Here is a 24,026-nt window from a genome sequence, read left to right as displayed (position 1 = left end):
CTGACCGATGCCCGCTAGTGATCCTGCGGCGACGCAAGCACCAGACGTACACGGGTGCGGTCACCGATGCGATCGACGTCGACCGAGCCGCCGTGTGCCCGGGCTATCTCACGGACGATCCTCAGCCCGAGGCCGGAGTCTCCGGATCGCGACGAGATGTCCATCGGGAAGCCGTCACCTTCGTCGGAGACCGTGATGGCCGCCGTGCCGGGCGCTGCGCTCACAGCGACTTCGATGTCCCCCGCGCCGTGCCGGATCGCGTTGTCGACGAGGTTCGACAGCGCCCGGTCGAGGTGTGTGGCGTCACCGCGGATCTCGACAGGTCGCGGCGCCGTCAACGCGATGTCCCGCGGGTCGGCGGACGCCTTGAACCTCTCCACGACGCGCGCGGCCAGGTCCACCAAGTCGACCGGACGCGAGTCGATCGGCAACGACGGATCCCCGGAACCGGCTCGGTCGAGGAGATCCTCGGCCAGGGCGATCAGCCGACACACCTCGTCGTCGACGGAGTGCAGGGCCTGCCTCAGCTCCTCGGGGGTCCGCTGCCCTGCCAGCGCCAGCTCGACCTCGGTGCGCATCAGCGCCAGCGGCGTACGCAGGTCGTGACTTGCATCGGCGACGAACCTGCGCTCGCGCTGCAGGCCATCGTCGAGGCGCCCGATCATGGCGTTCAGGGTGAGCGCGAGCCGGCGAAGCTCGTCGTCGGCCTCGGGGACCGGGAGGCGCTCTCCGGCACTGCGCGCGGAGATCGTGGCCGCGCGGGCGCGCATCCGCTCGATCGGTCGCAGTCCCGCGCCGGCGACGACGTACCCGAGGCCGCCGGCCACGGCCAGCGCGAGCGGCCCGGCGATCAGCAGCTGGTTGCGCAGCGTGGCGAGAGCCTCGTCGGCGTCCTCGCGCGACGTACCGACGACCAGGAACCCCTCCTCGACCGGCTTGACCAGGAGAACGAGTCTCTCCTGTTCCGGATCCGGTTTCCCCGCGGCCGCGGCGTCGTCGTCGAGGACCGTGACGGTCCTCTCGAGCCAGCCGCTCCTGCCGGATCCCCGGAGTTCCGCAGCGTCGAGAAGTGGGTCCGCGACGAGCCTCGAAGACGCCCGTACGTCGCCCCGCTCGGTGAGGATCTGGGCATGGACCTCGCCACCGAGGGCCGAGACGGCTTCCAGCCGGTCGCGCCCCGAGCCCGACTCGAGCCGGTCCGCCTCGGCCCCCACCGAGTCCCGCAGGCGGTCCTCCAGCGCGTCGCTCACCCGCAGCTGGACCAGGACGCCGAGGCCGGTGACGGCGATCGCTGTCGCTGCCAGGAAGGCGAGCGCGACCCGGGTACGCAGCGGCCACCGCGACGGTGGCCAGCCCCTCACGACGTCTCCGCGGTGAGGCGGTAGCCCACGCCTCGTACGGTCTGCAGGGTGCTCATCCCGAAGGGCCGGTCGATCTTCGCGCGCAGGTAGCGCACATAGACGTCGACGACGTTGGAGGTGACGTCGGGGTGGTCGCCCCACGCCAGCGCGAGCAGCTTCTCGCGGGTGAGCACCTGGTCGGGCCGGCGCATGAGGGCCTCCAGAAGGATGAGCTCTCTGGTGGAGAGCGACAGCTCCGTCGGCCCGCGCCAGACCCGCCTCGCTGCCGGATCCATGCGCAGTCCTGCGGCCTCCAGCACCGCGGGCCTCGGCACCGGACCACGTCGGGCGAGAGCGCGCATCCGGGCCAGCAGCTCCTGGAAGGCGAACGGCTTGGCCAGATAGTCGTCGGCACCGCTGTCCAGACCCGCGATGCGATCCACCACCGCCGTGCGCGCGGTCAGCATCAGGATCGGGGTCCACACCCGCGCCGCGCGCAGCCGGCGACAGACCTCGAACCCGTCGATGTCGGGCAGCATGACGTCCAGCAGCATCACGTCGTACTCGCCCTCGCGCGCCGAGGCGAGCGCCTGCGTGCCGGTGGTGACGGAGTCGACGACGCCGCCGCGCTCGGTCAGCCCACGGGCGACGAGCGCGGCGAGCTTCTCCTCGTCCTCGACCAGCAGCACCCGCACGTGCTCATGCTAGGCGCGCAGATGAGTGCCGGATGAGAGCCTCATCGGCTCCTCATCCAACCGCCGTAGCGTCGAAGACATGAAACCGAACCTGAACCGCAAACGCATCGCCATCGTCATCGCCGGCGCGGCCGTGGTCACGGCCGGAACGGTCGGCGCGGCGCGCGCTCTGTCCGCCGACGACGACACGCAGGAGCGCCCCATCCCCGCCTCCGACCTCGACCAGGCTTCGCAGGCAGCACTTGTCGAGACCGGCGGCGGCAAGGTCACCGGGACCGAGATCGACGACGAGGAGAGCAAGTACGAGGTCGAGGTGACCCTCGACGACGGCACCCAGGTCGACGTCCAGCTCGACGAGGACTTCCAGGTCGTCGGCACCGAGGGTGACGACGACTCCCACTCGGACGACTGACCCGAGGTCGTACGATGCCTCGCCTCTCCGTCGCCCTGATCTGCTGCCTCCTGGTGGCCACCGGCTGCGGCGCGCGGGGCGAGGCGCTCCCACAGTCCGACGAGTCGGTGGATCTCGACCCCGCCGAGTTCACCGCCGAGGTCACGAACCCCTGGTTCCCGCTCGACCCGGGAACCCGCTGGACCTACCGCGAGACCACCGAGGACGGCGAGATCGTCGAGGTGGTCGTCACCGCTACCTCGATGACCCGCGAGATCGCCAACGGCGTCACCGCCCGAGTCGTACGCGACACCGTGACCCTCGACGGCGAGATCATCGAGGACACCCTCGACTGGTACGCCCAGGACCAGGCCGGCACGGTCTGGTACCTCGGCGAGGACACCGCCGAGTTCGAGGACGGCACGATCACCACTCGCGGAGGGTCCTTCGAGGCCGGCGTGGACGCCGCGCAACCCGGAGTCATCATGCCCGCCTCACCCGAGGTCGGCATGACCTACCGGCAGGAGTACTACGCCGGTGAGGCCGAGGACAACGGCGAGGTCCTCGACCTCGGCCAACGGGCCACCGTCGTTGCCGGTGAGTACGACGACCTGGTGAAGACCGCCGACACGACCCCGCTCGAACCCGACGTGCTGGAGCACAAGTACTACGCCCGAGACGTCGGACTGGTCCTCACGATCGACAAGGAGGCCGGCGGCCGCGAAGAGCTCCTCTCGGTCACGCACGTCTCCCCCGCGGACGCTCGCCGCGCCGGCCAAGCACAGCTGGGCGAGACGTACTGACCTTCCCCTGCCTGGATGCAGGGGAAGGTCAGGGTCTGGCAGCCGTCGCAGGACGGGTCCCTAGGAGCGGGCCGCCTCGATCTGGGCGGCCACGTCGTAGGGGAACTCCGAAGTGATGCCGATCTTGTCGTACTCCATCTTCGAGGCGTCGAACCCGTCGTTCCAGTTGCCGTTGGTGACCTCGTTGCACTGATAGGACTGGTAGGACTGGTCGGTGGTCTCTCCGACCTCGATGTTGGCGAAGGAGAACCCGCAGCCGCCGGCGTCCATGTGGATGCCGCGCGTGCCGGAGTCGGGCATCTCCCCGACCGGGTCGGTCAGTACGTCACCGATCACCATCTGCTCCACCTTGTTCTTGACGGGGTGCGGATCCTGGTTGGCCACGCCGTACGTGTAGAACGCGCCCATGTCACCCGAGTCCAGGCCGGCGTTCTGGATCTCGATGTAGCGGAAGGTGTTGTTGTCGGTGTACTGCTCGCCGTCGATGACCTCCGGACGCGACTCCAGGCTGATTCCGTACCGCGCGGAGTGGTTGACGAAGACGTTCTCGATCAGGTTGTCACCGGTGCCCATCAGCTCGATCCCGGAAGCGTCGCCGGGCACCAGCTCGCCGATGTGGTCGATGAACACGTTGGAGATCGTGTGCCCGTGGCTCAGGTCGCCCTCGCCAGGCCAACCACCCTCGATCTTGATCGCGTCCGCGCCGATGTTCTCGAACAGGCTGTTGGTGACCTTCAGTCCCTCGTTGGCGAACAGGGCGTACACACCCATGAACCCGGTGTCGGAGACATGCAGGTTGGTCAGCGTGACGTCCTTGGTGTTCTCCAGCGTGATCGCGCCGAACCGGTTGCGCGGCATCTCGATCTGCCGGTCGTACTCGGGGTACTTATGGGGCTCACCCGAGTCGCCCGCCGAGATCCACCCCGCGCGGTACCAGTCGACGAAGTCGCTGTGCTGCAGCCCGATCCCGTCGAAGGTGATGTCGTGTGCGCGCCGCTCCGGCGTCGCACCCTTCACGTCGATCAGCTTCTTCACCGTCGGCGCCATGATCCGCACCTTGCTGATGTCGCCCTTCGGCTTGTAGTAGACCTCGTTGTTGGCGTAGTCGAAGTAGTACTCACCCGCCTGGTCGAGGAACGGGAGAGCGTTCTGGATGAAGTAGCGCGATCCGCCACCGCTGTTGACCAGCGCGTAGCGGGTCCAGTACTTCAGCGTGGTGAAGCCCTTGCGGTAGTCGGCCCCACCGAGCGGCACGGTGTCGGTGAACCAGCTCCAGGAGCCACCGGACCACACGGTCACCTGGGCGTTGGCCAAGGGGTTGCTGGTCGGGGTGTCGTCCCACGCCGGGTCCCAGTCACCTTCCTCCCAGTACAGCCACTGCCGCACAGCCTCCTTCTCGGGCTCGCCGAGCTTGGAGAAGAGGTACGGCCCGTGCGAGTCCTCCGACCCGCGGTTGGGATAGCGGGCGACCTCGGCTCGCGCACCGTCCTCGAACAGCGTGTAGAACCGCTGCCCCGGCTCGACCTTGGTCTTGTAGATCCCGTCGCGGAACGGCTCCCACCCGGTCAGCTCCTTCGCGCCGGTCAGAACCGCCTTACCCGGCCCGTCCACCGACCGGTAGACCACGTCGTGGCCGTTGCTGCCGCTGTCGCGGTCGTCGAGCTCGAGCGTGGAGTCCACCTGGTACTCGCCGGCCCGGACGTTGACCGTGACGTCGCAACCCATCTGGGCATTGAGCTTCTTGTCGCGGATCTGGTCGCGGGCACGCTCCAGGGTCGCGAACGGCGCACTCTCCGACCCGGCGGCCTCGTCGCTGCCGTCGGGCGAGACCCAGAGGGCCTTGCACTTTCCTCCCGCCGCGTCGGCGGTCTGTGTGGTGACCGCGAAGCCGGTGACCGCTACGACGGCCGCCGCGGCCAACGCGCCCAGGCGGCGCGTCATTGGTTGCTGCATGGTCCGTTCCCTTCTCTATGGGGGCGGAGCGCCCGGCGCGAGGCAGAAGGACCACCCGAGGGTGGCCGTGCGGCCTCCGAGACGAGCTCCGTGTGACATACGCCACGCAACTAGGGTGATGTCATACATATGACGTGTCAAGAGCTGCTTGGATGATGAGATGCCGCGCATGGGTCCACGCCGCACGGGCAGATCAGCGTCGCGGCGACGTACGATGTCCTACACTTCCGGTTATGCCGCAACCGCTTTCCCGGACCACCACGGTCCTCTCCCAGCCGCGTGACCGGCAGCCGATGCTCGGCGTGGTCGTCGTCGACGAGCTCGTCGACGCGATCGTCTCCGGGCGCCTGGCTCCGGGCGACGCGCTGCCGCCCGAAGGACCGCTCAGCGAGCAGTTCGGCGTGAGCCGCACTGTCGTCCGCGAGTCCGTGAAGCGCATCGAGGAGAAGGGTCTCGTCACGATCGCGCGCGGGCGTGGCACCGAGGTGCGCCCGATGACGGCGTGGAACACGATGGACCGAGTGGTCCTCTCCGCCTTGATCAAGCACGACGAGACGCTGGGCATCCTCGACGAGCTCAGTGTCGTCCGTGCCCAGCTCGAGTCGGTGATGGCGGCAGAGGCCGCCCAGCGGCGATCGGACGAGCAGGTCGCCGAGCTCGACCAGGCGATGCAGCGGATGCGGGAGAGCACCGCCGACGAAGATGTCTTCCGCGCCGCCGACGTGGCCTTCCACGAGACCGTCATGGAGCTCTCCCGCAATCGGCTCGCCGGCAACATCGCTCGTACGCTCATGGACCACGCACTGGAGAGCTCGCGCTACCACGGGGTCGACACGCCCGATGCCTTCGCGGTGACCCTGCGTGAGCACGAGGCCGTGCACGCCGCGATCTCCGAGGGCGACTCGGTGCGGGCGCAGGACGCGATGAACAACCACATCCTCGAGGCGTGGCGCCGCCGCAGGCTGCCGCTGCCCGAGGCCGGCAAACGCGAAGGCTGAGCCCGTGCATGGGCGGCCACCTGGCCGCCCACGCCTCACCCCTTGACCGCTCCGGCGGCCAGGCCGCTCATCACCCAGCGCTGCGTGAGCACGAAGATCACCAGGATGGGCAGCACGGCGAGCAGCAGAGTGGGAAACACCTGCGTGTAGTCGGCGGAGTACTCCCCCACCGAGGCGTAGACACCGGTGGTGACCGTGTAGAGGCCCGAGCCGGGCCCCAGGATGAGCTGCGGGCTGGCGAAGTCGTTCCACACGCTCAACGTGTTCAGGATGAACACGGTCGCCACGATCGGCTTCATGAGCGGCAGGATGATCGTCCACAGCGTCCGGTAGGGACCGGCGCCGTCGATCGCCGCCGCCTCGTCGAGCGAGGCGGGCAGCATCCGGATGAACCCGGTGAAGACGAAGATCGTGAACGGCACCGTCGCCGAGGCCATGAAGAGCACGAGCCCGGGGAACGTCGACATCAGCCCGAGCGCCCGCAGCACGAAGATCACCGGCACGAGGATCACCTGGGTCGGGATGAACATGCCCGAGATGAAGAACAGCAGCGCCGCACCGAACACCGGGCGCGGCGAGCGCGCGATGACGTACGCCGCGGGTGCGCACACGCCGATGGAGACGATGTTGACGCAGATGACCAACCCGATGGTCACGGCGTACCCGAACGCGATGTCGAAGTCCGGGTTGTTCCAGGCCGCGACGAGATGCTCGAGCGTGAACTGGCCGGGCGAGAGCGAGAAGGGCCTGCTGACGATGTCGCGCTGGTCCTTGAACGCGTTGACGACCAAGAGGTACATCGGCACCAGCATGAACAGGCACAGCGCTGTGACCGCGGCGTACCAGGCCGGCGTACGACGCTCGCCGGACAGGCTCCGGCGACCCGTCAGTGCTCGAAGGGCGCTCATCCCTGGACCCCCTGGTCGTGACGGCGTCGCAGCGCGAGCACGCCGAACGCGAGGATCGCAGCCACCAGGATGAGGACCACGGCCTCAGCCGAGGCCAGCCCGACCTGCCGCTTGGGGAACTCCACGGCGAGGATCTGGTAGGCGAAGGTCTTGGTGGAGCCTGCCGGCCCACCGCCGGTCAGGGAGACGACGACGTCGTAGGTCTTGATCAGCGAGATCATCGAGGTGATCAGGGCCACCGTCACCGAGGGCGCGAGAGCCGGCCAGGTGACGTGGCGGAAGGTCTGCCAGCGATTGGCACCGTCCATGCGCGAGGCCTCCAAGAGCTCGGCGGGCACGGCCTGGAGCCCGGCGAGATAGATGAGCAGCTGGACGCCGAACTGCGCCCAGGCGATGACGAGGATCAGGGTGGCGAGCGCCCAGGTCTCGTCGCTGAGGAACGGGAGCGGGCTGCTCCCGACGCTCTCCAGCAACGAGTTGACGGCGCCCTGCGGGCCCAGGATCGCCGACCAGAGGAAGCCGACCACGATCAGGCTGAGCACGTGAGGGTAGAACATGACCACCCGGGCGAACGCGGTGAATCGGGTGGTGCGCCACAGCAGGAGGGCCAGGCCCAGTGCCGCGGCGTTGATCACCATCGACCCCGCGACCGCGACGATCGCGGTCACGACCATGGAACCTCGGACATCAGCGGACGCGAAGAGCCTGACGTAGTTGTCGAGGCCGACGATCTCCGGGGTCTGTGTCGGGAAGCCGTTGTAGTCGGTGAAGCTGTAGTAGACGGCGTACCCGACGGGCACGACGAGGAGGCCGACGAAGACCACCAACGCGGGCAGCACCATCGAGGCCTCCACCCACCGCGAGGTGCGCGGACGGGAACCGGATGACCGGCCGATCGGCCGGCGAGGCCGGGCTCCTCCCTCCCGCGGCAGGTCCGCTGCCGCGGGAGGGCTGTCGGTGTTGCTGGCGCTCATGAGAGCCATCATCGTTCTCCTCGTCGTGGCCCCGAGGGGTCAGCCATTCTGCTCGGCCCAGTCGTCGAGCGCCTTCGCGGCGTCCTCGGGGCTGGTTCCGGTGTAGAGGCTCTGCACGATCTCGGTGAACTTGTCGTTGAGGCCCACGATGGGCAGGCGGATGTCGCCCGCGCCCTCGCCCACCGCCACCAGCTCGGGTGCCTCATCGATGATCGCCTGGATCTCCGTCGCGACCGGGGACTGCTCGACGGAGGCTCCGGCACGGAACACGCCGTCGGCGGTCAGCTGGCTCTCGATCGCGGCCTGGTCGGTCACCAGATACTCGACGAGCTGGAGGGCTTCGTCGGAGCGCTCGCTACCGGCGTAGACCATGTAGGGGCTGGCCATGGTGGCGCCCTGCGGGCCGGGGTAGGCCATGCCGTCGTCCACCGGCGGAGAGAAGACACCCACCTCGAACGGAAGCTCGCCCGCGTTGTCCAGGCTGGCGACGAGCCAGCTCCCGAGGGGGTACATGCCGACCTTGCCGTCCATGAAGTTGGCGTCGGCCGTGGTCGGGTCGAGGCCGACATCGGTCTTCTTGATGTAGCCGTCGCCCAGCCAGGTGGCGTAGTGCTCGAACATCGGCTCGAAGGCGTCGCCGAGGGTCAGCTTCCCGTCGGCGACGGCCGACTGCCACTCGGGCTGCTCGGTGTTGAGGGTGGGGTGCCACAGCTGCTGGAGCTGGAGGCCGGTCTCCCACTGGCCCGCGGTCTGCAGCGGGGTGTAGCCGGCGTCAGCGAGCTTGCCGAGCGCGGCGTCGAACTCGTCCCAGGTCTGCGGCGTGGCCTTGACGCCGGCCTTCTCGAAGGCCGTCTTGTTGTAGTAGACGAGCGACTGCGCCTGGGAGCCGACACCGGCGACCAGTCGCTTGCCGTCGATGGCGTAGGTGTCGACCATCGGCGTGTCCTCGACCCAGCTCTCGTCGGAGAGGTCGAGCACCTCAGGAGCGATCTGGTCGTCCGGGAAGATCGACTGCACCACGTCGGGGGCGGTGCCTGCCGCGAGCTGGGAGCTGAAGGTCTCGCTCACGTTGGTGCCGGTCGGGCCCTCGATCTTGACGTCGATGCCGGTCTCGTCCTCGAAGGGCTTCACCAGATCGTTCCAGAAGTCCTTGGTGAGGTTGTCGGTCAGGTTGACCAGCACCCGCACCTCCTTGCTGTCGTCGCTGGCGGCGCCGTTGCCTCCACAGGCCGCGGTCGCGATCAGGGGAAGCAGAACCGCTGCGACAGCACCCGTCCTCCACAAGCGTCGTGTCTCCACAGGAATCTCCGTTTCGTCGTCCGTCGATCTTCATCCGACGGAGGTTGTTCGCGTGGACTCTGGCGATTCGGACTGCCGACCACCGGAGTGAGGAAAGCGCTATCCCGGGCGCCAACGTGACGAAGATAACACATCTTATGTTTAAATGGGCAAGCCCAGATCTCGCCGTTTCCGAAACGGCCCGACAGCCTCGACGACCGAGAGGATCCGCCTCGTGCGCGCCGCTTTTGCGATGACTCCCCATCTTCAGCATCGGTTCTTCGATGCACCCCTCCTGGCCGAGCTGGGCGAGCTCGTCGACATCGATGCCGACCGGGTGCTGACGTCCTACGACGACCCACGTGCCGCCGGGGTGGAGGTGCTCATCACCGCCTGGGGCACGCCGACCATCGACGCGTCGGCGCTCGCCCGGATGCCACGGCTGCGCGCCGTCGTCCATGCCGCCAGCTCGGTGAAGTACTTCCTCGCCCCGGCAGCCTGGGAGCGTGGCCTCCGGGTCACCTGCGGCGTGGAGCCCAACGCCCGCCCGGTCGCCGAGTACGCCCTGGCCGCGGTGCTGTGGGCGGTGAAGTCGGTCCTGCCGCTGACCGAGCGGTTCCGCGCCGAGCGGGTGGCTCCCGATCTCACCGTCGACGACACCATCGACGGTGCGTACGGCACGACCATCGGCGTGCTGGGCGCCTCGGCCACGGGCCGGGCACTGATCGAGCTGCTCGCCCCGTTCGACCTCACCGTCCTGGTCAGCGACCCCACGATCGACGCGACGCGCGCCGCCGAGCTGGGCGCCGAGCTCGTGGACCTCGACCAGCTCTTCGCACGCTCGCGCGTCGTCTCTCTCCACGCCCCGCTGCTGCCGCAGACCCGGCACCTCGTCGACGCCCGCCTGCTCGGGCTCATGGGCGACGGCGCGACGCTGATCAACACGGCTCGGGGAGGGATCGTCGACCACGACGCGCTCCGTGCCGAGGTGGTGTCGGGCCGGCTGCGCGCGGTTCTCGACGTGACCGAGCCCGAGCCGCTGCCCGCTGAGGATCCGATGTGGAGCCTCCCCAACGTCACTCTGACCCCGCACATCGCCGGCTCGCAGGGCGGTGAGCTGCACCGCCTGGGTCGCGGCGCCGTCGACGAGGTGCGTGCCCTCATCGAGGGCCGGCCACCTCTGCGCCCGGTCGACCCCACCAGCCTGGCCACCAGCGCATGACCCACACCTTGAAACCGGAGACCGACGTGACGACCCCCACCCCTGCGCCCGACCTCGCCCACCTCACCCGCTGGTTCCTGACCTGGGTCACCGACGAAGGGGCGATCAACGGCTTCCACAACCACAGCGTGTGGGGCACGAACCCCGCGACCTTCCTCGACTGGACCAGCGGCCACGCCGCCTTCTCAGCGCCGGCGCTGGGCGCCGTCGCACAGCTCCTCGCCGCACAGCCCGATGACCGAGCCGCCGAGGTGTGGCGCCGGATGATGCGCTTCCAGAGCAGCGCTCTGCAGGACGACGACCAGTACAAGCACGTCGGCTTCCAGGTCGGGGAGTCGGCCACGACCGGCCTGATCCACAACGCCACCGGCAGCATCGGTCTGCTCCTCGGGCTCAAGCACGCCCGGCACCTGCTCGACGACGCCGAGGTCGACCGCATCGTCGACGTCGTGCGCCGCAACCTGGTCGCCCTCCACTCCTTCGGCGGCGGCCGCCCGGCCGAGGACGGCACCTGCAACCAGGAGTACGCCCGGGTGTGGGTCAAGCTGCTGCTCTCCGAGGTGACCGGCGACGACAGCGGCCTGGCCGAGATCGGCGAGGACCTCGACCTCCTCATCGCCCGCCACCACGAGCCCGGAGTCCCGGACGCCGACTCCTCGGGCACCTGGCGCCAGGCCGAGGATCGGGTCGCCGGCGGGATCCTCGAGCCCGCGGAGTACTACGGCCTGATGATCATGCCGCTGCTGCTCGGCCACCTGCGCCTGGGTGAGGAGCGCTACCTCGACGAGGCGGTCCGGCTGTGCCGCCACGTCGCCCGCTCGGCGTGGACCGACGCTGACGGCCAGACCCGCTTCCACCGCTACTGGTACGTCGCGCCCAGCACGACCCTGAAGAGCGACACTCCCATGCTGATCGCGGGCATGGGACTGTCGCTGCACGGCATCCGTGAGGTGTGCCGGGTGCGCCCCGACGCCGAGCTCGAGGAGTTCATGGCGCGTTGCCGCGCGACGTACGCGCACTATCAGGCCCCGGCCGGCTACTTCGCCTCGGCGACCCACTGGGGCACCGAGGCCGACGTCGCCCCGAGCACCGCGTGGCACGCCCACGACCTGGTGTTCCTCGCCGACGACGTCGAGGACCCGGGCCCGGACTTCTGGACGACGGTGCTCACACCCGACGAGCGCCAATCGGTGCTGATGACCAACCGGGCCGTATGGGCCGAGCACGGCGTGCACTGGTGCATCCGCAGCCCGCTGACCGCCGGCGACCTCCACCTCTACGGCCGCAAGGACCGGGCGGTGTTCGGGCGCGACTTCTTCGCGTGGACCGACAAGGAGCCACTCGACGACGAGCTGCGCTACCCCGAGGCGCCACTCTTCCTCGAGACCAACGACGGCATGCGTCGCGTGGACACCTCCGATCGCCCCACCGACGTCTCCATGCTGGGCACGACCTACCGGGGCGCGCTCTGAGCACGCCGGCGGTCCCCCTGCTGCGCCCCGGGCTGTGCTCGGTCACCGCCCGCCATCTCCCGACGGACGGGGTGCTGGAGGCGGCCGCGGAGGCCGGTCTGGCCTGCATCGAGTGGGGCGCGGACGTACATGCCCCGCCTGCCGGCGACCTGCGCGGCCTGGCCGAGGCCACCGCTGCGGCAGGGCTGGCCGTCGCGTCGTACGGCACCTACTGGCGGGCCACGCCGGACGACGACGGGGTCGCGCTGATCGGTGCGGCCCTCGCGCTGGGGTGCACACGCCTCCGCATCTGGGCCGGCACCACCGGCTCGGCCGAGGCCTCCCGCACCCAGCGCGCCGACGTCGTACGCCGCGTACAGAGACTGGCCGACGAGGCGGCCGGCCACGGCCTCGAGCTCGCCTTCGAGCACCACGACCTGACGCTCGCGGACACGGTCGAGTCCACCCTCGACCTCCTCGCGGAGGTGGACCGGTCGAACGTCGGCACCTACTGGCAGCCACGGGTGGGCGAGCCGGCAGAAGTGGCTCTGGCCGGGCTCGGCCGGCTGCTCCCGCACGTACGTGCGGTGCACGCGTTCTCCTGGTGGCCGGATCTCGAGCGCCTGCCGTTGACGGGCCGCGCCGACCTGTGGCCAGCGGCCTTGGAGATGCTCGCGGCCACCGGGCGACCGACCGACGTCCTGCTGGAGTTCCTGCCCGACGACGACCTGTCGCTGCTGCCGAGCGAGGCAGGTCGCCTGCGCGAGTGGATCACGCAGGCGACCTGACTGCTCTGTCCGGGGAGGCTCAGCCGGCGGCCGGGCCGCCGGGGAGCCCGATGCCGTCCCTGGTGACCAGCCGGTTCCAGGTCGCCACCCACTCCCGGCCGAAGGTCTTCGCGACCTCGCCGGTGTAGCTGAAGCTCAACGTGTCGAGGTCGAGCCCGGCGGCCTCGAGCGACGCAGGCTTGCTGAGGTTGGTGTTGATCGCGTCGCTCCAGGTGGCGAGGCGATAGGTCGCGGCCGGGTTCGCGAACGAGTTCTCCCCGGCGCGGTACTCGCCGCCGCCGATGATGACCGAGCGATCGATCGCGTTGCGAGCGGGCACGTAGAGGGAGTTGGGGTTCTCCCACACGGTCGCGCGGTCGCAGCCGTTGGTGGCGTCGGCCGCGTAGTCGGCCTTCTTGCAGTCCTCGCCGGTCGCGGTGACGCGCGGGACGTACCAGTCCCCGATCTCCGGGAACACGATCGGCTTCCCGTCGGAGTAGCGGGCCTTGCCGCCGGTGTAGTGACGGTGCCAGCCGGCGACGTCCTCCTCGGTGGCCGAGTACTTCTCGCCCGGCCGTACGTCGAGGAACGAGTTGTAGCGGCTCTGCACCACCCAGCCGTTGGGCACCGGCAGGCCGGTCTCTCCGTTGCGGTGGTAGAGCTGGTCGTGGCCGGTCTGGTCGACGTCGATGAACACGTTGTCTGTCGCCTTGTTGCTGTGACCCGACTGGAAGAACACACCCGAGTGCGCGTTCTTCACCACGTTGTGGTGGAACCGCATCCCCGAGACACCGTCGTCCATGTAGAACGCGTCGTTGGAGCCGCCGATGGTGTCGAAGAAGTTGTACGCGACCTCGTTGCCCAGATAGGTGTAGTCACGCCCGGTGTAGACGACGCCCTGGTCGCCGGCTTTCTTCACCAGGTCGTAGAAGTAGTTGTGGTTGACGCGCATGTCGTTGCCCATGATCTGCACCGCCATGTGGGGCGCGTCGTGAACGTAGTTGTTCTCGAAGCTGTTGCCGACGCCGTACAGGTAGCCGGCCGGCGTGTAGGTCGAAAGCCGCGAGAAACGAGCGATCTCGTTGTTGCGGGCCACGTTGTCGCCGCGCTCGAGAGTGCTGCGGTCACCGCCGCCGAGCAGGACTCCGCCGCCACCGAGATCATGGAGGTAGGAGTTCTGCACCACGTTGTCGTGGCCGCCGCGTACGGTCTCGTAGTCGGGCAGCGCGGTGATGGACTCGGTGGTCTCGCCGATGCGGATCGCGTCCATGCTGACGTTGGAGATGTCGACCCCGTCGATCAGCGTCTTCTCGGCGTCGAGCAGCTGGACCGCACTGATCAGCGAGTCCGACATCGACAGGCCCTTCAGCGTCACGTCCGTGGTGCCCTCGAGCCGGAAGATGTTGTCGTCGAAGGCCCGCAGCGTGGCGCTCTTGCCCTCCATCGTCCCGCCTGCCGGCTTGTAGTAGACGACGTCATTGCCCGCGTGGCGGTCGATGTAGTACTCGCCCTCGGCGTCCATCTCGGAGAGGATGTTGAGCGCCTTGACCTTGGTGTAGTCGTTGCGGGGCCAGTACATCGAGGGGTACTTGGCGTACATCGTCGTGCCGCTCCAGGAGACCAGCCGCACCATGTCGTTGGCGTAGTTGTTGCCGAGGTAGCCCGAGAGCCACGCCTCGGTCTCGTACGTCGTGTTGTCGACGTCGGTGAGCTCCTGCGGGTCGGCCTGCACCGGGATGTGGGAGTAGGCACCGAAGCCGCGGGTGCCGTGGTCGATGATCTCCGGCACCCCTTCAGGAGCCCAGCCCTGGTAGCGGTTGCCCTCGAGCAGCCGGCCACCGACCTCGTAGAGGGGAGGCGTCATCTTGCGCATCTCGTCCTGGGACCAGGTGTCGCGGTCCGCGGGGTTGGCGAGCTGCTGCTTCTTGTCCTCGAACTGCGCGCGCGGCGTCGTACCGCTGATCGCCCAGTCGGGCTCCATCCCGAACCGGTCACGCAGCGTCCACTGGGTGAGGTCGTTGGTCGCCGGGACCTTCCACTTGCCGCCGTCGCCGTAGAGGTGGCAGCTGGAGTCCGCCCCGGTGCAGCCCTCCTGGTTGGGGAACTGCGCGAGCGTCTGCGTCCCGCCGTCGACGACGAGCTCGGGAGCAAAGGGCTGCGGCAGCCAGTTGAACCCGTTCTTGTAGAGCGTGCCGGGGTCGATGCCCTCGGCGCCCAGGTCGTAGACCCACACGCCCTCGCGCAGGGCCGGCGAGTCGAGTCGGGCGTTCGAGGAGAACTGCGGCTGGGCGAGCTCCTCCTCGGACAGGTCCGCGAGCGGCCGCCAGCCCTGCGCTTCCAGGGCGTGCGCGCCCGTGAGGCGGACCTTCTCCCCCGCCGCGGCGCGGTAGGTGACCCAGGAGTGCTCGGGACCGGTCAGGTCGATGGCGTCGTCGAGGACGTACTCGCCCCCGTGCACGATCACCGTGCCTCGGTTCTCCGCGGAGGTACGTCCGGCCAGCGCGTCGCGGGCCGCTTCGACCGTCCTCAGGGGCTGGCTCTTCGTGCCCGGGTCGGCGTTGTCACCGTCAGGGGCGACGTGGACCGTGAGGGTCGTCTCGGCCGCGGTGGCGGGCTGCGCACCGGCGACGAGGACCGTCGAACCGAGTGCTGCCAGGACCACGGCCGCCGCCGCGCGGGCGCGGCGTGTCGTGCGAGTCTGCATGTCCGTCTCCTTGAGATATGACGTATGACATGTGTCTAACATCACAGGCGAGGTGCGGGCAAGCGTTTTCCAAGGTTTCCGAGGCGCGCGACGCCGATCAGGAGGCGAGGCCGTAGACCCGAGCGGCCGTGCCACCCCAGACGTCGGCTCGGCCGGCGTCGTCGAGCCCGGCGAGCAGCGTGTCGGCGAGGTCGATCACCTCGCCGTAGGACGAGCGCAGCAGGCAGACCGGCCAGTCCGATCCGAACATGGTGCGCTCGGCGCCGAAGACATCGATGACGTGCGCGGCCCAGGGAAGCACCGCGTCGATCGGCTGCTCCGGGGCGAGCTCGGTGACGAGCCCGGACAGCTTGCACGCCACCGAGTCGTGGCGGGCGAGCGCGGCGACGTGTCCCGCCCACTCGTCGAAGGCGGTGGGGTCGATCATGGGCTTGCCGACGTGATCGAGCACCCAACGCCCGCCGGGGACCTGCTCGACAGCGCCGACGGCTGCCGGCAGCTGGGGCTGGCGCACCAGCAGGTCGTAGACGAGGCCGGCATCAGCGACAGCGGTGAGCCCCCGCAGCACGTCATCACGGAGCAACCACTCGGGATCGGGCTCGGACTGCACCAGGTGCCGGATGCCGACCAGGAGGTCTCCCCCGGGGCGCTCGCACAGCTCGGCGAGCCGGCCGGCGACATCCGAGGCGGTGAGGTCGACCCAGCCGACGACCCCGAGGATCTCGGGCGTGGCCGACGCCAGCGCGAGCAGCTCGGGGGTCTCCTCGGCGACCGCGACGGTCTGGACGACGACGGTTCCGGCGATCTCGTGGTCGTCCAGGTGGAGCCGGAGGTCGTCGAAGGAGAAGGAACGCCGGATGGCCGGGAGATCGCGCGTCCACTCCTGGTCGCGGACCGCGAGGTCCCACACGTGGTGGTGGGCGTCGATGCGCCGCGGGCCCTCCAAGGCGGCGGCCAAGGGCTCAGTCAAGGTGGAAGACCTCGGTCATCGTGGACCATTGCTCGTCCTCGGTGGCGGTGGGCAGCCGCTCCTGGCACGGGGCGGTGATCTCCCACCACCGCTGGGTCACGTCATGGGCGGCGATCGCGGCCATGTCCGCCTGGTAGTCGGTCCCGACGTACTCGAAGTAGCTGAAGAGCCAGCCGTCACGCAGGAAGATGGAGTAGTTGCGGATGCCGCTGGCGGTCAGGCGCTCGAGCACCTCGGGCCACACAGCGGCGTGCAGCTCGACGTACTCCGCCTCCTTCTCGGGGCGCAGCCGGACCACGGAGCCGTGTCGGGTCATGGTGGGGGTCCTCTCAGCAGTGATGGGCGAACTGTCAGAGGTCGTCGACGAGGACGACGTGCAGGGTGCGCGGGCCGTGGACGCCCTCGACGCGGTCGAGCTCGATGTCGCTGGTCGCCGACGGGCCGCTGATCCAGGTCTGCGGCCTCGCTGGGTCGAGCCGGGCGACGGCCTGCGGGACACCGGCCACGACCTGGGCGGCTGCGAGCACGCACACGTGCAGGTCCGGGACGAGGGTGAGCGCGCGACGTCCCTGACCGGGCCCGTGGTCGAGCACGACCGTGCCGGTGGCGGCGATGCCGAGCGCGGCACCCGACACGACCGCATCGATCGCGTCGAGCTCGCCGGCCGACTGCCCGGCGTCGTCCACGGATCCGGGGACCGGCCACGGCAGGCCCGCGGGTACGACGACGCTCCGGCCGGCGACCGCCCGCGCGAGCACCTCGGCGACCTCTGCTGCGCGGCACCGGGTGACGGTGGCGCGGTAGTCCTCGACCCTCTCCACGAACCGGGCGAGCACGGCGGACCGGTCGAGGTCGTCGCCGACACCCCGGTAGCCGCGCGGCACCTCAGTGGTCGGGTGGGGCGCGTCGCCGAGCGCCTGCCGGACTCGGCCCAGGATCTCCTCACGGGTGCTCATCGGCACCTCCTTCGGTGCGGCGCCACCAGGCGCGGAAGGATTCGGCTGGCGGGTCCGGCAGGTCGCGGGCCTGGGTCCAGGGGCGCGCCCCGGCGCGGCGGGCAAGCCGGACGCCGGTGCCGACGAGGCGCTCGGCGAGGCCGAGCCGGCGCCCGGACGCGAGCGTCGCGCCGGCGGCCTTCATCGCCACCGCCTCGGGCTTGGGTACGCCGCCGCGGTGGGCGTCGACCACCTGGGCGCGCAGGTCGACCAGGACGGAGGGGATGTCGATGCGCACGGGGCAGGCCTCGAAGCAGGCGCCGCACAGCGTCGAGGCGTAGGGCAGGGAGTCGGTCTGGTCGTCGTGCCCGACGCCCTTCAGCAGCGGGTTGAGGATGGCGCCGATCGGGCCCGGGTAGACCGAGCCGTACGCATGGCCGCCGGTGCGCTCGTAGACCGGGCAGACGTTGAGGCAGGCCGAGCAGCGGATGCAGCGCAGCGCCTGCCGGCCGACCTCGTCGGCCAGGGCACGGGTCCGGCCGTTGTCGAGGAGCACCACGTGCACCTCCTGCGGGCCGTCGCCCGGGGTGACGCCGGACCACACCGAGGTGTAGGGGTTCATCCGCTCCCCCGTCGCCGAGCGCGGCAGGAGCTGGAGGAAGACGTCGAGGTCGTCCCAGGTCGGCACGGTCTTCTCGATGCCGACCACCGAGACCAGCACCTCGGGCAGGGTCAGGCACATCCGGCCGTTGCCCTCCGACTCCACCACCACGAGGGACCCGGTCTCGGCGACCGCGAAGTTGGCGCCCGAGACACCTACCTTGGCGCGCAGGAACTTCTCGCGCAGGTGCAGGCGGGCGGCCTCCGCGAGCCGCGCGGGCTCGTCGGTGAGGTCGTCAGGAGCGGGACGACCGACCTCGCCCATCGCGGAGGCGAAGATCTCGCGGATCTCGGCGCGGTTGCGGTGGATGGCGGGGACCAGGATGTGGCTCGGCAGATCGTCGCCCAGCTGCACGATCAGCTCGGCGAGGTCGGTCTCCCAGGCGTCGATGCCGCGGGCGGCCAGCGCCTCGTTGAGACCGATCTCCTGGGTCGCCATCGACTTCACCTTCACCACCTCGGTGGCGTCGTGTGCGGCGGCGATGTCGCCGACGATGCGGCACGCCTCCGCGTCGTCGCTCGCCCAGTGCACGGTCGCGCCGGCCTTGGTGAGCGACTCCTCGAGACGTACGAGATGCTCGTCGAGGTGGAGCAGCACGTTCTCCTTGATCGCCGCACCGGCAAGGCGCAGCTCCTCCCACTCCTCGACCTCGCCGACGACGGCGGCACGCTTGGCGCGGATCGTGCCGGTGGCGTGCGCGAGGTTGCGACGCAGCTGGGAGTCGCCGACCGCCTCGCGGGCAGCCTTCGGGAACACCGGCATCCCGACGAACGTGCCGGTCATGAGGCAGCCACCGAAGCAGACACCGAGGCAGGCTCGGTCTGGGCGAGGACGTCGGCCAGATGCATGACGCGTACGCCGGCACGCTGCCGTGAGAGCAGGCCTCCGACGTGGGTCAGGCAGGACCGGTCACCGGCCACCAGCACCTCGGCCCCGGTCTCGCGTACGTGCCGGGCCTTGTCGGAGCCCATGGCGATCGACGTGTCGGAGTTCTTCATCGCGAAGGTGCCGCCGAACCCGCAGCACTCGGTCGCGCCGGGCAGGTCCACCAGGTCGATCCCTCGGACGTGCTGGAGCAGCCGCATCGGCCGGTCGCCGACCGCGAGCATCCGCAGCGAGTGACAGGTCGGGTGGTAGGTCACCCGGTGCGGGAAGTAGGCACCCACGTCCTCGACGCCCAGCACGTCCACCAGGAACTCGCTGAGCTCGTAGACACGCTGGGACGTCTCGCGGGCCGCCGTCAGCAGGCCCTCGTCGCCGCTGCGGCGGGCCACCAGATCGTGCTGGTGCCGGGCCGACCCGGCGCACGAGCCCGACGGCGTCACGACGGCGTCGTACCCCTCGAAGGCGCGGACGAACGTGCGGAGCACCGGCACCGCCTCGTCGAGGTAGCCGGTGTTGACCATCGGCTGGCCACAGCAGGTCTGGGCCTGGGGAAAGTCCACCTCGACGCCGAGGCGGCGGAGGAGCCGGACCACGTTGCGCCCGGTGTCGGGGAACAGGGCATCGTTGATGCAGGTGACCATGAGGGCTACGCGCACGACGGCACCAGCCCCTGGTCGGCCAGGTCGGCCCACAGCGCCTCGGGGACCGTGGCTGCCAGACGCTCGAGGTTCTGCCTCACCTGCTCGGGCCGGCCCGCGCCCGCCACCACCGACACGACCCGCGGGTCCTGCAGCGGGTAGTGCAGCGCAGCGGTGGCGATCTCGACCCCGTGCGCCTCGCACACCTCGCCGATACGCAGCGCGCGCTCGAGGATGTCGTCGGGCACCTCGCCGTAGTTGTACATGGCGCCCCTCCGCGGGGTGGTGGCGAGCAGGCCGCTGGAGAACACGGCCGCGGCGACGATCCTGGTGCCGTGCCGGTCGCACGCCTCGAGCAGGCCGTCGGAGACGGACTGGTCGAGGAGCGTGTAGCGGTTGGCGACCATGACCACGTCGGCGAGGCCGGTCTCGACCGTCGCGGTGAGCGCCTGGACCGACAGGGATCCGGTCCCGATCGCGTCGACCATCCCCTCCTCGCGGAGCTTCGCCAGGCCGGTGAGCGCGGTCTCGACTGCCGCTGGGTCACCGGACAGCTCGGGGTCGTGCACGTAGAGGATGTCGACCCGGTCGAGGCCGAGCCGGGTCAGCGACTCCTCCAGGCTGCGGCGTACGCCGTCGGCGGAGTAGTCCAGGACCCGGTGCGAGCTCGCCGGGACCGCGAAGCCCATGTCGTCCTGGGACTCCCCGTCCCAGGTGGGGTTGGGCCGCACGAGCCTGCCCACCTTGGTCGAGACGACGAACTCCGACCGCGGACGCGTCGCCAGGAACCGCCCGATCCTCTCCTCCGACAGCCCCAGCCCGTAGTGGGGCGCGGTGTCGAAGTGACGTACGCCTGCCTGCCAGGCCGCGTCGAGCGTGGCGTGACAGTCCTCGTCGGTGCGCGGCCGGAACAGGTTGCCCATCGGCGCACAGCCGAGTCCGAACAGCGGGATCTCCATCCGCCCTCCTCAACCTCTGACTCCACGGTCGTCCGACCGCCACGTCGAGGCTAGACATCTGATGTTTGGGCTGTCAATATGCATTGAGTGCCGCATTCGGTGCTCGCAGACCACCATAGATCCGATTAATCAACGTTGGAGGCCACACCATGAAGTTCGCCCGCCTGGGACCCGCAGGTGAGGAGCTGCCCGTCGTCGTGCTCGAGGACGAGGTGCGCAGCCTGGCCGGTCTCACCGACGACATCGACGGGGCCTTCTGGGCCTCCGACGGACCAGCGCGAACCGCCGCCGCCCTCGCCGCGGGCGACCTTCCCCTCGTCGAAGGGGCCGACACGCTCCGCATCGGTGCCCCGATCACCCAGCCCGGCGCCATCGTCTGCATCGGCATGAACTACGCCGCGCACGCCGCCGAGTCCGGCTCGGAGCCGCCCTCGGTGCCGGTCATCTTCTTCAAGGCTCCCAACACGATCGCCGGGCCGAACGACACCGTCACCATCCCGCGCAACAGCACCAAGACCGACTGGGAGGTGGAGCTCGGCGTGGTGGTCGGAAAGCGCGCGTCCTACCTCGACTCCCCCGACCAGAGCCTGGAGCACGTCGCGGGCTTCGTGGTCGCCAACGACCTCTCCGAGCGCGAGTTCCAGCTCGAGATCTCCGGTGGCCAGTGGAGCAAGGGCAAGATCGCCCCCGGCTTCAGCCCGATCGGCCCCTGGGTCGTGACTCCCGACGAGGTCGAGCACCAGAAGCTCGGCATGCGCTCCTTCGTCAACGGCGAGCCGCGACAGGACTCCGTGACCGCCGACCAGATCTTCGACGTCGCGACGGTGATCCACCACCTCAGCCAGTTCATGGTTCTCGACCCGGGCGACCTGATCATGACCGGCACCCCGGAGGGCGTCGCGCTCTCCGGCCGCTTCCCCTACATCCAGCCCGGCGACATCGTCGAGATCGAGATCGACGGACTCGGCCGCCAGCGCCAGGAGTACGTCGCATTCGGGACGCAGTCATGAGGCCTCAGGAAGCGCGCGAGCTCGACGGGCTCGTCGCCCTCGTCACCGGTGGCGCCTCCGGCATCGGCGCCGCCGTCGTCGAGGTCCTGCTGGAGCGGGGCGCCCAGGTCGCGGCCCTCGACCGCGACCCCGAGGGCATCAATCCCAAGGCCCTCGGCATCCGCGCCGACGTCACCGACGACGCGAGCATCCGGGCCGCGGTGGAACAGGCGGTCGCCGACTTCGGCCGGCTCGACATCGTGGTCAACAACGCCGGCATCGGCGCCCAGGGCACGGTCGAGGACAACCCCGACGAGCAGTGGCACGCGGTCTTCGACGTCAACGTCCTCGGTGCCGTACGAGTCTCGCGCGCGGCGCTCCCGCACCTTCGGCGCTCCCCCGCTGCGGCGATCGTGAACGTGGCCTCGGTGGCCGCGACCACGGGCATCCAGCAACGGGCCGTCTACTCCGCGAGCAAGGGTGCGGTGCAGTCCCTGACGCAGGCCATGGCCGCCGATCACCTCCGGGAGGGCATCCGGGTGAACTGCGTGAACCCCGGCACCGCCGCCACCCCCTGGGTGCAGCGCCTGCTCGACTCGGCCGACGACCCCGAGGCCGAGCGTGCCGCCCTGGACGCGCGCCAGCCGCACGGCCGGCTGGTCAGCGCGGACGAGGTCGCCCTCGCGGTCGCGTACCTGGCCAGCCCCTCCTCGGGGTCGACCGCCGGCGTGGCCCTGGCGGTCGACGGCGGCATGGCAACGTTACGGTTGCGACCGACCGAGTGAGAGGACCAGGATCCCGATGGCGCTGACCGACGAGGCGATCGAGAAGATCAAGGAGATGATCCTCGACGGCAGCCTGAAGCCCGGCGACCGTCTCCCGCGCGAGGCCGACCTGTCGGTCCAGCTCGGCATCTCCCGCAGCTCCCTGCGAGAGGCGGTGCGCGCCCTCTCGATGATGCGCATCCTCGACGTACGCCAGGGTGACGGCACCTACGTCACCAGTCTGACGCCGGAGATCCTGCTGGAGACGATGGGCTTCGTCATCGACTTCCACCAGGACTCCAGCGTCCTGGACCTCTTCGAGGTACGCCGGGCGCTGGAGCCCCTGGCCGCCGAGAAGGCGGCCCTGCAGATGCCCCCGGACGAGGCCACCGACCTGCTCGCGCTGGTCGACTCCGTCACGCCCGAGACGTCGTTGGAGGAGGTCGTCGCCAACGACCTGGAGTTCCACCACCGGATCGCCCGCGCGTCTGGCAACACCGTGCTGTGCTCGTTCATCGACGGTGTCGCCAATCGCACCCAGCGGGCCAGGATCTGGCGTGGCGTGACCCAGCAGGACTCCTTCGACCAGACGCAGCGCGAGCACCGCGGCATCGCCCTGGCCATCGCGGACCGACAGCCGAGCATCGCCGCCGCGCTGTCCCTGGCCCACGTCGCGGGCATCGAGAACTGGATCCGCCGCAGCCTCGCCGAGGACCGGGAGGAGGAGCAGGAGTGAGCGCGCCGAACCATGGCCGGCTGCATGTCAGCTTCCGGCCCAGCGACCGCGCCCGCCAGGCGCTGGAGACGCTGCCCGGGCCGGTGACCTGCGCCGCGGATCCTTCCGGGCAGACCCGCGCAGAGCTACTCTCGGACGTACGCGGGGCATCCGCGCTCGTCTGCCTGCTGACCGACCGGGTCGATGCCGAGCTGCTCGACGCGGCAGGTCCGTCGCTGCGCGTGGTCGCCAACATGGCGGTCGGTCACGACAACATCGACGGCGCCGCCTGCGCCGCTCGCGGCATCACCGTGACCAACACACCGGGCGTGCTCGACGAGGCGACCGCCGACCTCGCCTTCGCACTGCTGCTCGCCACCTCCCGTCGCGTGGTGGAGGCCGACGCGTTCGTACGCAGCGGCGAGCCCTGGTCCTGGCGGCCGGACCTCTTCGTGGGCCTCGACGTCAGCAGCGGCGCGACCTTGGGCATCGTCGGCCTGGGCCGGATCGGGCTGGCGATGGCGCGGCGCGCCCGCGCCTTCGACATGCGCATCGTTGCGACCCCGTCCCGCTCCGCCGGCGAGGAGGCGGCGCGCCTGGGCATCGAGACCCTGCCGCTGCCCGACCTCCTGGTCGCCTCGGACGTCGTGTCGCTGCACTGCCCGCTGACCCCCGACACCCGGCATCTCGTCGGCGCCGAGGAGCTCCGGCTGATGGGTCCGGGCTCGGTCCTCGTCAACACCGCTCGCGGCCCCATCGTCGACGAGGCCGCCCTGGCGGCCGCGCTGGCCGACGGCACGATCGGCGCAGCCGGACTCGACGTCTTCGAGAACGAGCCGGTCATCCACCCCGACCTGCTGACACTCCCCAACGTCGTCCTGCTGCCGCACATCGGCAGCGCCGGCCGCGCCACCCGTGACCGGATGGCGATGCTCGCGATCGACAACGCCCGCGCCGTGCTCGCCGGCGAGCCCGCGCCGACCCAGGTCCACCCGTAAGCAGACCAAGGCCGGTCGCGGGCTCGCC

Annotated in this window: 23 protein-coding genes; 10 read left to right on the top strand and 13 right to left on the bottom strand. The window is 70.0% G+C overall.

Features of this window, described 5'->3' with window-relative positions:
* Positions 1-14 precede the first annotated feature (14 nt).
* Together OH802_RS10670 and OH802_RS10665 are read right to left on the bottom strand one after the other, a co-directional pair.
* A complete protein-coding gene (locus OH802_RS10670) occupies positions 15-1,361 on the bottom strand; it encodes an ATP-binding protein (RefSeq protein WP_406027683.1) in 1,347 nt (448 codons plus the stop codon).
* Positions 1,358-2,035, bottom strand: a complete 678-nt coding sequence (locus OH802_RS10665) for a response regulator transcription factor (RefSeq protein ID WP_406027681.1) — start codon at positions 2,033-2,035, stop codon at positions 1,358-1,360. The genes OH802_RS10670 and OH802_RS10665 overlap by 4 nt, the downstream gene beginning before the upstream one ends.
* Positions 2,036-2,114: 79 nt before the next feature.
* On the opposite strand from OH802_RS10665, the gene OH802_RS10660 reads away from it, so the two are divergent.
* Together OH802_RS10660 and OH802_RS10655 are read left to right on the top strand one after the other, a co-directional pair.
* A complete protein-coding gene (locus OH802_RS10660; RefSeq protein ID WP_406027679.1) occupies positions 2,115-2,447 on the top strand; it encodes a hypothetical protein in 333 nt (110 codons plus the stop codon).
* A gap of 14 nt (positions 2,448-2,461) precedes the next feature.
* A complete protein-coding gene (locus tag OH802_RS10655) occupies positions 2,462-3,229 on the top strand; it encodes a hypothetical protein (protein ID WP_406027677.1) in 768 nt (255 codons plus the stop codon).
* A 60-nt stretch (positions 3,230-3,289) separates the two neighbouring features.
* On the opposite strand, the gene OH802_RS10650 is transcribed toward OH802_RS10655, so the two are convergent.
* The gene (locus OH802_RS10650; protein ID WP_406027675.1) at positions 3,290-5,182 is read right to left on the bottom strand and encodes a right-handed parallel beta-helix repeat-containing protein; all 1,893 of its coding nucleotides are present in this window, start codon (positions 5,180-5,182) and stop codon (positions 3,290-3,292) included.
* Positions 5,183-5,415: 233 nt separating this feature from the next.
* On the opposite strand from OH802_RS10650, the gene OH802_RS10645 reads away from it, so the two are divergent.
* Complete coding sequence (locus OH802_RS10645; protein ID WP_406027673.1) at positions 5,416-6,180, top strand: FadR/GntR family transcriptional regulator; 765 nt, start codon at positions 5,416-5,418, stop codon at positions 6,178-6,180.
* Positions 6,181-6,215: 35 nt separating this feature from the next.
* On the opposite strand, the gene OH802_RS10640 is transcribed toward OH802_RS10645, so the two are convergent.
* The 3 genes from OH802_RS10640 to OH802_RS10630 are packed head-to-tail and all read right to left on the bottom strand — an operon-like array spanning position 6,216 to position 9,361.
* Positions 6,216-7,088 carry a carbohydrate ABC transporter permease gene (locus OH802_RS10640; protein WP_406027671.1) on the bottom strand — a complete coding sequence of 291 codons (873 nt, stop codon included), beginning with the start codon at positions 7,086-7,088 and terminating at the stop codon, positions 6,216-6,218.
* Positions 7,085-8,062: a carbohydrate ABC transporter permease gene (locus tag OH802_RS10635; protein ID WP_406027669.1), complete on the bottom strand. Its 978-nt coding sequence runs from the start codon at positions 8,060-8,062 to the stop codon at positions 7,085-7,087. Before OH802_RS10635 ends, OH802_RS10640 begins: the two co-directional genes overlap by 4 nt.
* 39 nt (positions 8,063-8,101) lie before the next feature.
* Positions 8,102-9,361, bottom strand: a complete 1,260-nt coding sequence (locus OH802_RS10630; RefSeq protein ID WP_406027667.1) for an ABC transporter substrate-binding protein — start codon at positions 9,359-9,361, stop codon at positions 8,102-8,104.
* Positions 9,362-9,575: 214 nt separating this feature from the next.
* On the opposite strand from OH802_RS10630, the gene OH802_RS10625 reads away from it, so the two are divergent.
* The 3 genes from OH802_RS10625 to OH802_RS10615 all read left to right on the top strand — a co-directional run bounded on the left by OH802_RS10625 (position 9,576) and on the right by OH802_RS10615 (position 12,801).
* A complete protein-coding gene (locus tag OH802_RS10625; RefSeq protein ID WP_406027665.1) occupies positions 9,576-10,562 on the top strand; it encodes a hydroxyacid dehydrogenase in 987 nt (328 codons plus the stop codon).
* Positions 10,559-12,034, top strand: a complete 1,476-nt coding sequence (locus OH802_RS10620; RefSeq protein ID WP_406027663.1) for a hypothetical protein — start codon at positions 10,559-10,561, stop codon at positions 12,032-12,034. Before OH802_RS10625 ends, OH802_RS10620 begins: the two co-directional genes overlap by 4 nt.
* A 71-nt stretch (positions 12,035-12,105) precedes the next feature.
* Positions 12,106-12,801: a sugar phosphate isomerase/epimerase family protein gene (locus OH802_RS10615; protein WP_406027661.1), complete on the top strand. Its 696-nt coding sequence runs from the start codon at positions 12,106-12,108 to the stop codon at positions 12,799-12,801.
* Positions 12,802-12,820: 19 nt separating this feature from the next.
* Here the strand turns inward: OH802_RS10615 and OH802_RS10610 are convergent, their stop codons facing one another.
* The 7 genes from OH802_RS10610 to OH802_RS10580 form a co-directional block, all read right to left on the bottom strand.
* Positions 12,821-15,484, bottom strand: coding sequence for a right-handed parallel beta-helix repeat-containing protein (locus OH802_RS10610; protein ID WP_406027659.1), 2,664 nt, complete (start codon positions 15,482-15,484; stop codon positions 12,821-12,823).
* A gap of 97 nt (positions 15,485-15,581) precedes the next feature.
* Positions 15,582-16,454: an amidohydrolase family protein gene (locus OH802_RS10605; RefSeq protein ID WP_406027657.1), complete on the bottom strand. Its 873-nt coding sequence runs from the start codon at positions 16,452-16,454 to the stop codon at positions 15,582-15,584.
* Positions 16,447-16,770, bottom strand: a complete 324-nt coding sequence (locus tag OH802_RS10600) for an L-rhamnose mutarotase (RefSeq protein WP_406027655.1) — start codon at positions 16,768-16,770, stop codon at positions 16,447-16,449. Before OH802_RS10600 ends, OH802_RS10605 begins: the two co-directional genes overlap by 8 nt.
* A 34-nt stretch (positions 16,771-16,804) precedes the next feature.
* Complete coding sequence (locus tag OH802_RS10595) at positions 16,805-17,410, bottom strand: lactate utilization protein C (RefSeq protein ID WP_406027653.1); 606 nt, start codon at positions 17,408-17,410, stop codon at positions 16,805-16,807.
* Complete coding sequence (locus OH802_RS10590; protein ID WP_406027651.1) at positions 17,397-18,833, bottom strand: LutB/LldF family L-lactate oxidation iron-sulfur protein; 1,437 nt, start codon at positions 18,831-18,833, stop codon at positions 17,397-17,399. Before OH802_RS10590 ends, OH802_RS10595 begins: the two co-directional genes overlap by 14 nt.
* Positions 18,830-19,576 (bottom strand): (Fe-S)-binding protein, encoded by a 747-nt coding sequence (locus OH802_RS10585; protein ID WP_406029276.1) that lies wholly within the window; start codon positions 19,574-19,576, stop codon positions 18,830-18,832. The genes OH802_RS10590 and OH802_RS10585 overlap by 4 nt, the downstream gene beginning before the upstream one ends.
* A 5-nt stretch (positions 19,577-19,581) precedes the next feature.
* Complete coding sequence (locus tag OH802_RS10580) at positions 19,582-20,532, bottom strand: aldo/keto reductase (RefSeq protein ID WP_406027649.1); 951 nt, start codon at positions 20,530-20,532, stop codon at positions 19,582-19,584.
* 149 nt (positions 20,533-20,681) lie between these two features.
* On the opposite strand from OH802_RS10580, the gene OH802_RS10575 reads away from it, so the two are divergent.
* The 4 genes from OH802_RS10575 to OH802_RS10560 are packed head-to-tail and all read left to right on the top strand — an operon-like array spanning position 20,682 to position 23,998.
* Positions 20,682-21,542, top strand: a complete 861-nt coding sequence (locus tag OH802_RS10575) for a fumarylacetoacetate hydrolase family protein (RefSeq protein ID WP_406027647.1) — start codon at positions 20,682-20,684, stop codon at positions 21,540-21,542.
* Positions 21,539-22,306 (top strand): SDR family NAD(P)-dependent oxidoreductase, encoded by a 768-nt coding sequence (locus OH802_RS10570; RefSeq protein WP_406027645.1) that lies wholly within the window; start codon positions 21,539-21,541, stop codon positions 22,304-22,306. The genes OH802_RS10575 and OH802_RS10570 overlap by 4 nt, the downstream gene beginning before the upstream one ends.
* A 16-nt stretch (positions 22,307-22,322) precedes the next feature.
* Positions 22,323-23,021: a FadR/GntR family transcriptional regulator gene (locus OH802_RS10565; RefSeq protein WP_355019285.1), complete on the top strand. Its 699-nt coding sequence runs from the start codon at positions 22,323-22,325 to the stop codon at positions 23,019-23,021.
* Positions 23,018-23,998, top strand: coding sequence for a 2-hydroxyacid dehydrogenase (locus tag OH802_RS10560; RefSeq protein WP_406027642.1), 981 nt, complete (start codon positions 23,018-23,020; stop codon positions 23,996-23,998). Before OH802_RS10565 ends, OH802_RS10560 begins: the two co-directional genes overlap by 4 nt.
* Positions 23,999-24,026 lie beyond the last annotated feature (28 nt).

Origin of the sequence: Nocardioides sp. NBC_00850, from assembly GCF_045207335.1 — a bacterium.
GTDB lineage: Bacteria > Actinomycetota > Actinomycetes > Propionibacteriales > Nocardioidaceae > Nocardioides.
Note: the sequence above shows the minus strand (reverse complement) of the source record. Positions and strands in the feature narration are given on the sequence as shown.

Bases quoted from the DNA above. Each gene is read 5' to 3' on its own strand.
- OH802_RS10655 (WP_406027677.1), top strand. From the start codon at position 2,462: ATGCCTCGCCTCTCCGTCGCCCTGATCTGCTGCCTCCTGGTGGCCACC.
- OH802_RS10570 (WP_406027645.1), top strand. From the start codon at position 21,539: ATGAGGCCTCAGGAAGCGCGCGAGCTCGACGGGCTCGTCGCCCTCGTC.
- OH802_RS10640 (WP_406027671.1), bottom strand. From the start codon at position 7,088: ATGAGCGCCCTTCGAGCACTGACGGGTCGCCGGAGCCTGTCCGGCGAG.
- OH802_RS10565 (WP_355019285.1), top strand. From the start codon at position 22,323: ATGGCGCTGACCGACGAGGCGATCGAGAAGATCAAGGAGATGATCCTC.
- OH802_RS10620 (WP_406027663.1), top strand. From the start codon at position 10,559: ATGACCCACACCTTGAAACCGGAGACCGACGTGACGACCCCCACCCCT.
- OH802_RS10660 (WP_406027679.1), top strand. From the start codon at position 2,115: ATGAAACCGAACCTGAACCGCAAACGCATCGCCATCGTCATCGCCGGC.
- OH802_RS10635 (WP_406027669.1), bottom strand. From the start codon at position 8,062: ATGAGCGCCAGCAACACCGACAGCCCTCCCGCGGCAGCGGACCTGCCG.
- OH802_RS10595 (WP_406027653.1), bottom strand. From the start codon at position 17,410: ATGAGCACCCGTGAGGAGATCCTGGGCCGAGTCCGGCAGGCGCTCGGC.
- OH802_RS10580 (WP_406027649.1), bottom strand. From the start codon at position 20,532: ATGGAGATCCCGCTGTTCGGACTCGGCTGTGCGCCGATGGGCAACCTG.
- OH802_RS10575 (WP_406027647.1), top strand. From the start codon at position 20,682: ATGAAGTTCGCCCGCCTGGGACCCGCAGGTGAGGAGCTGCCCGTCGTC.
- OH802_RS10600 (WP_406027655.1), bottom strand. From the start codon at position 16,770: ATGACCCGACACGGCTCCGTGGTCCGGCTGCGCCCCGAGAAGGAGGCG.
- OH802_RS10645 (WP_406027673.1), top strand. From the start codon at position 5,416: ATGCCGCAACCGCTTTCCCGGACCACCACGGTCCTCTCCCAGCCGCGT.
- OH802_RS10610 (WP_406027659.1), bottom strand. From the start codon at position 15,484: ATGCAGACTCGCACGACACGCCGCGCCCGCGCGGCGGCGGCCGTGGTC.
- OH802_RS10590 (WP_406027651.1), bottom strand. From the start codon at position 18,833: ATGACCGGCACGTTCGTCGGGATGCCGGTGTTCCCGAAGGCTGCCCGC.
- OH802_RS10585 (WP_406029276.1), bottom strand. From the start codon at position 19,576: ATGGTCACCTGCATCAACGATGCCCTGTTCCCCGACACCGGGCGCAAC.
- OH802_RS10650 (WP_406027675.1), bottom strand. From the start codon at position 5,182: ATGCAGCAACCAATGACGCGCCGCCTGGGCGCGTTGGCCGCGGCGGCC.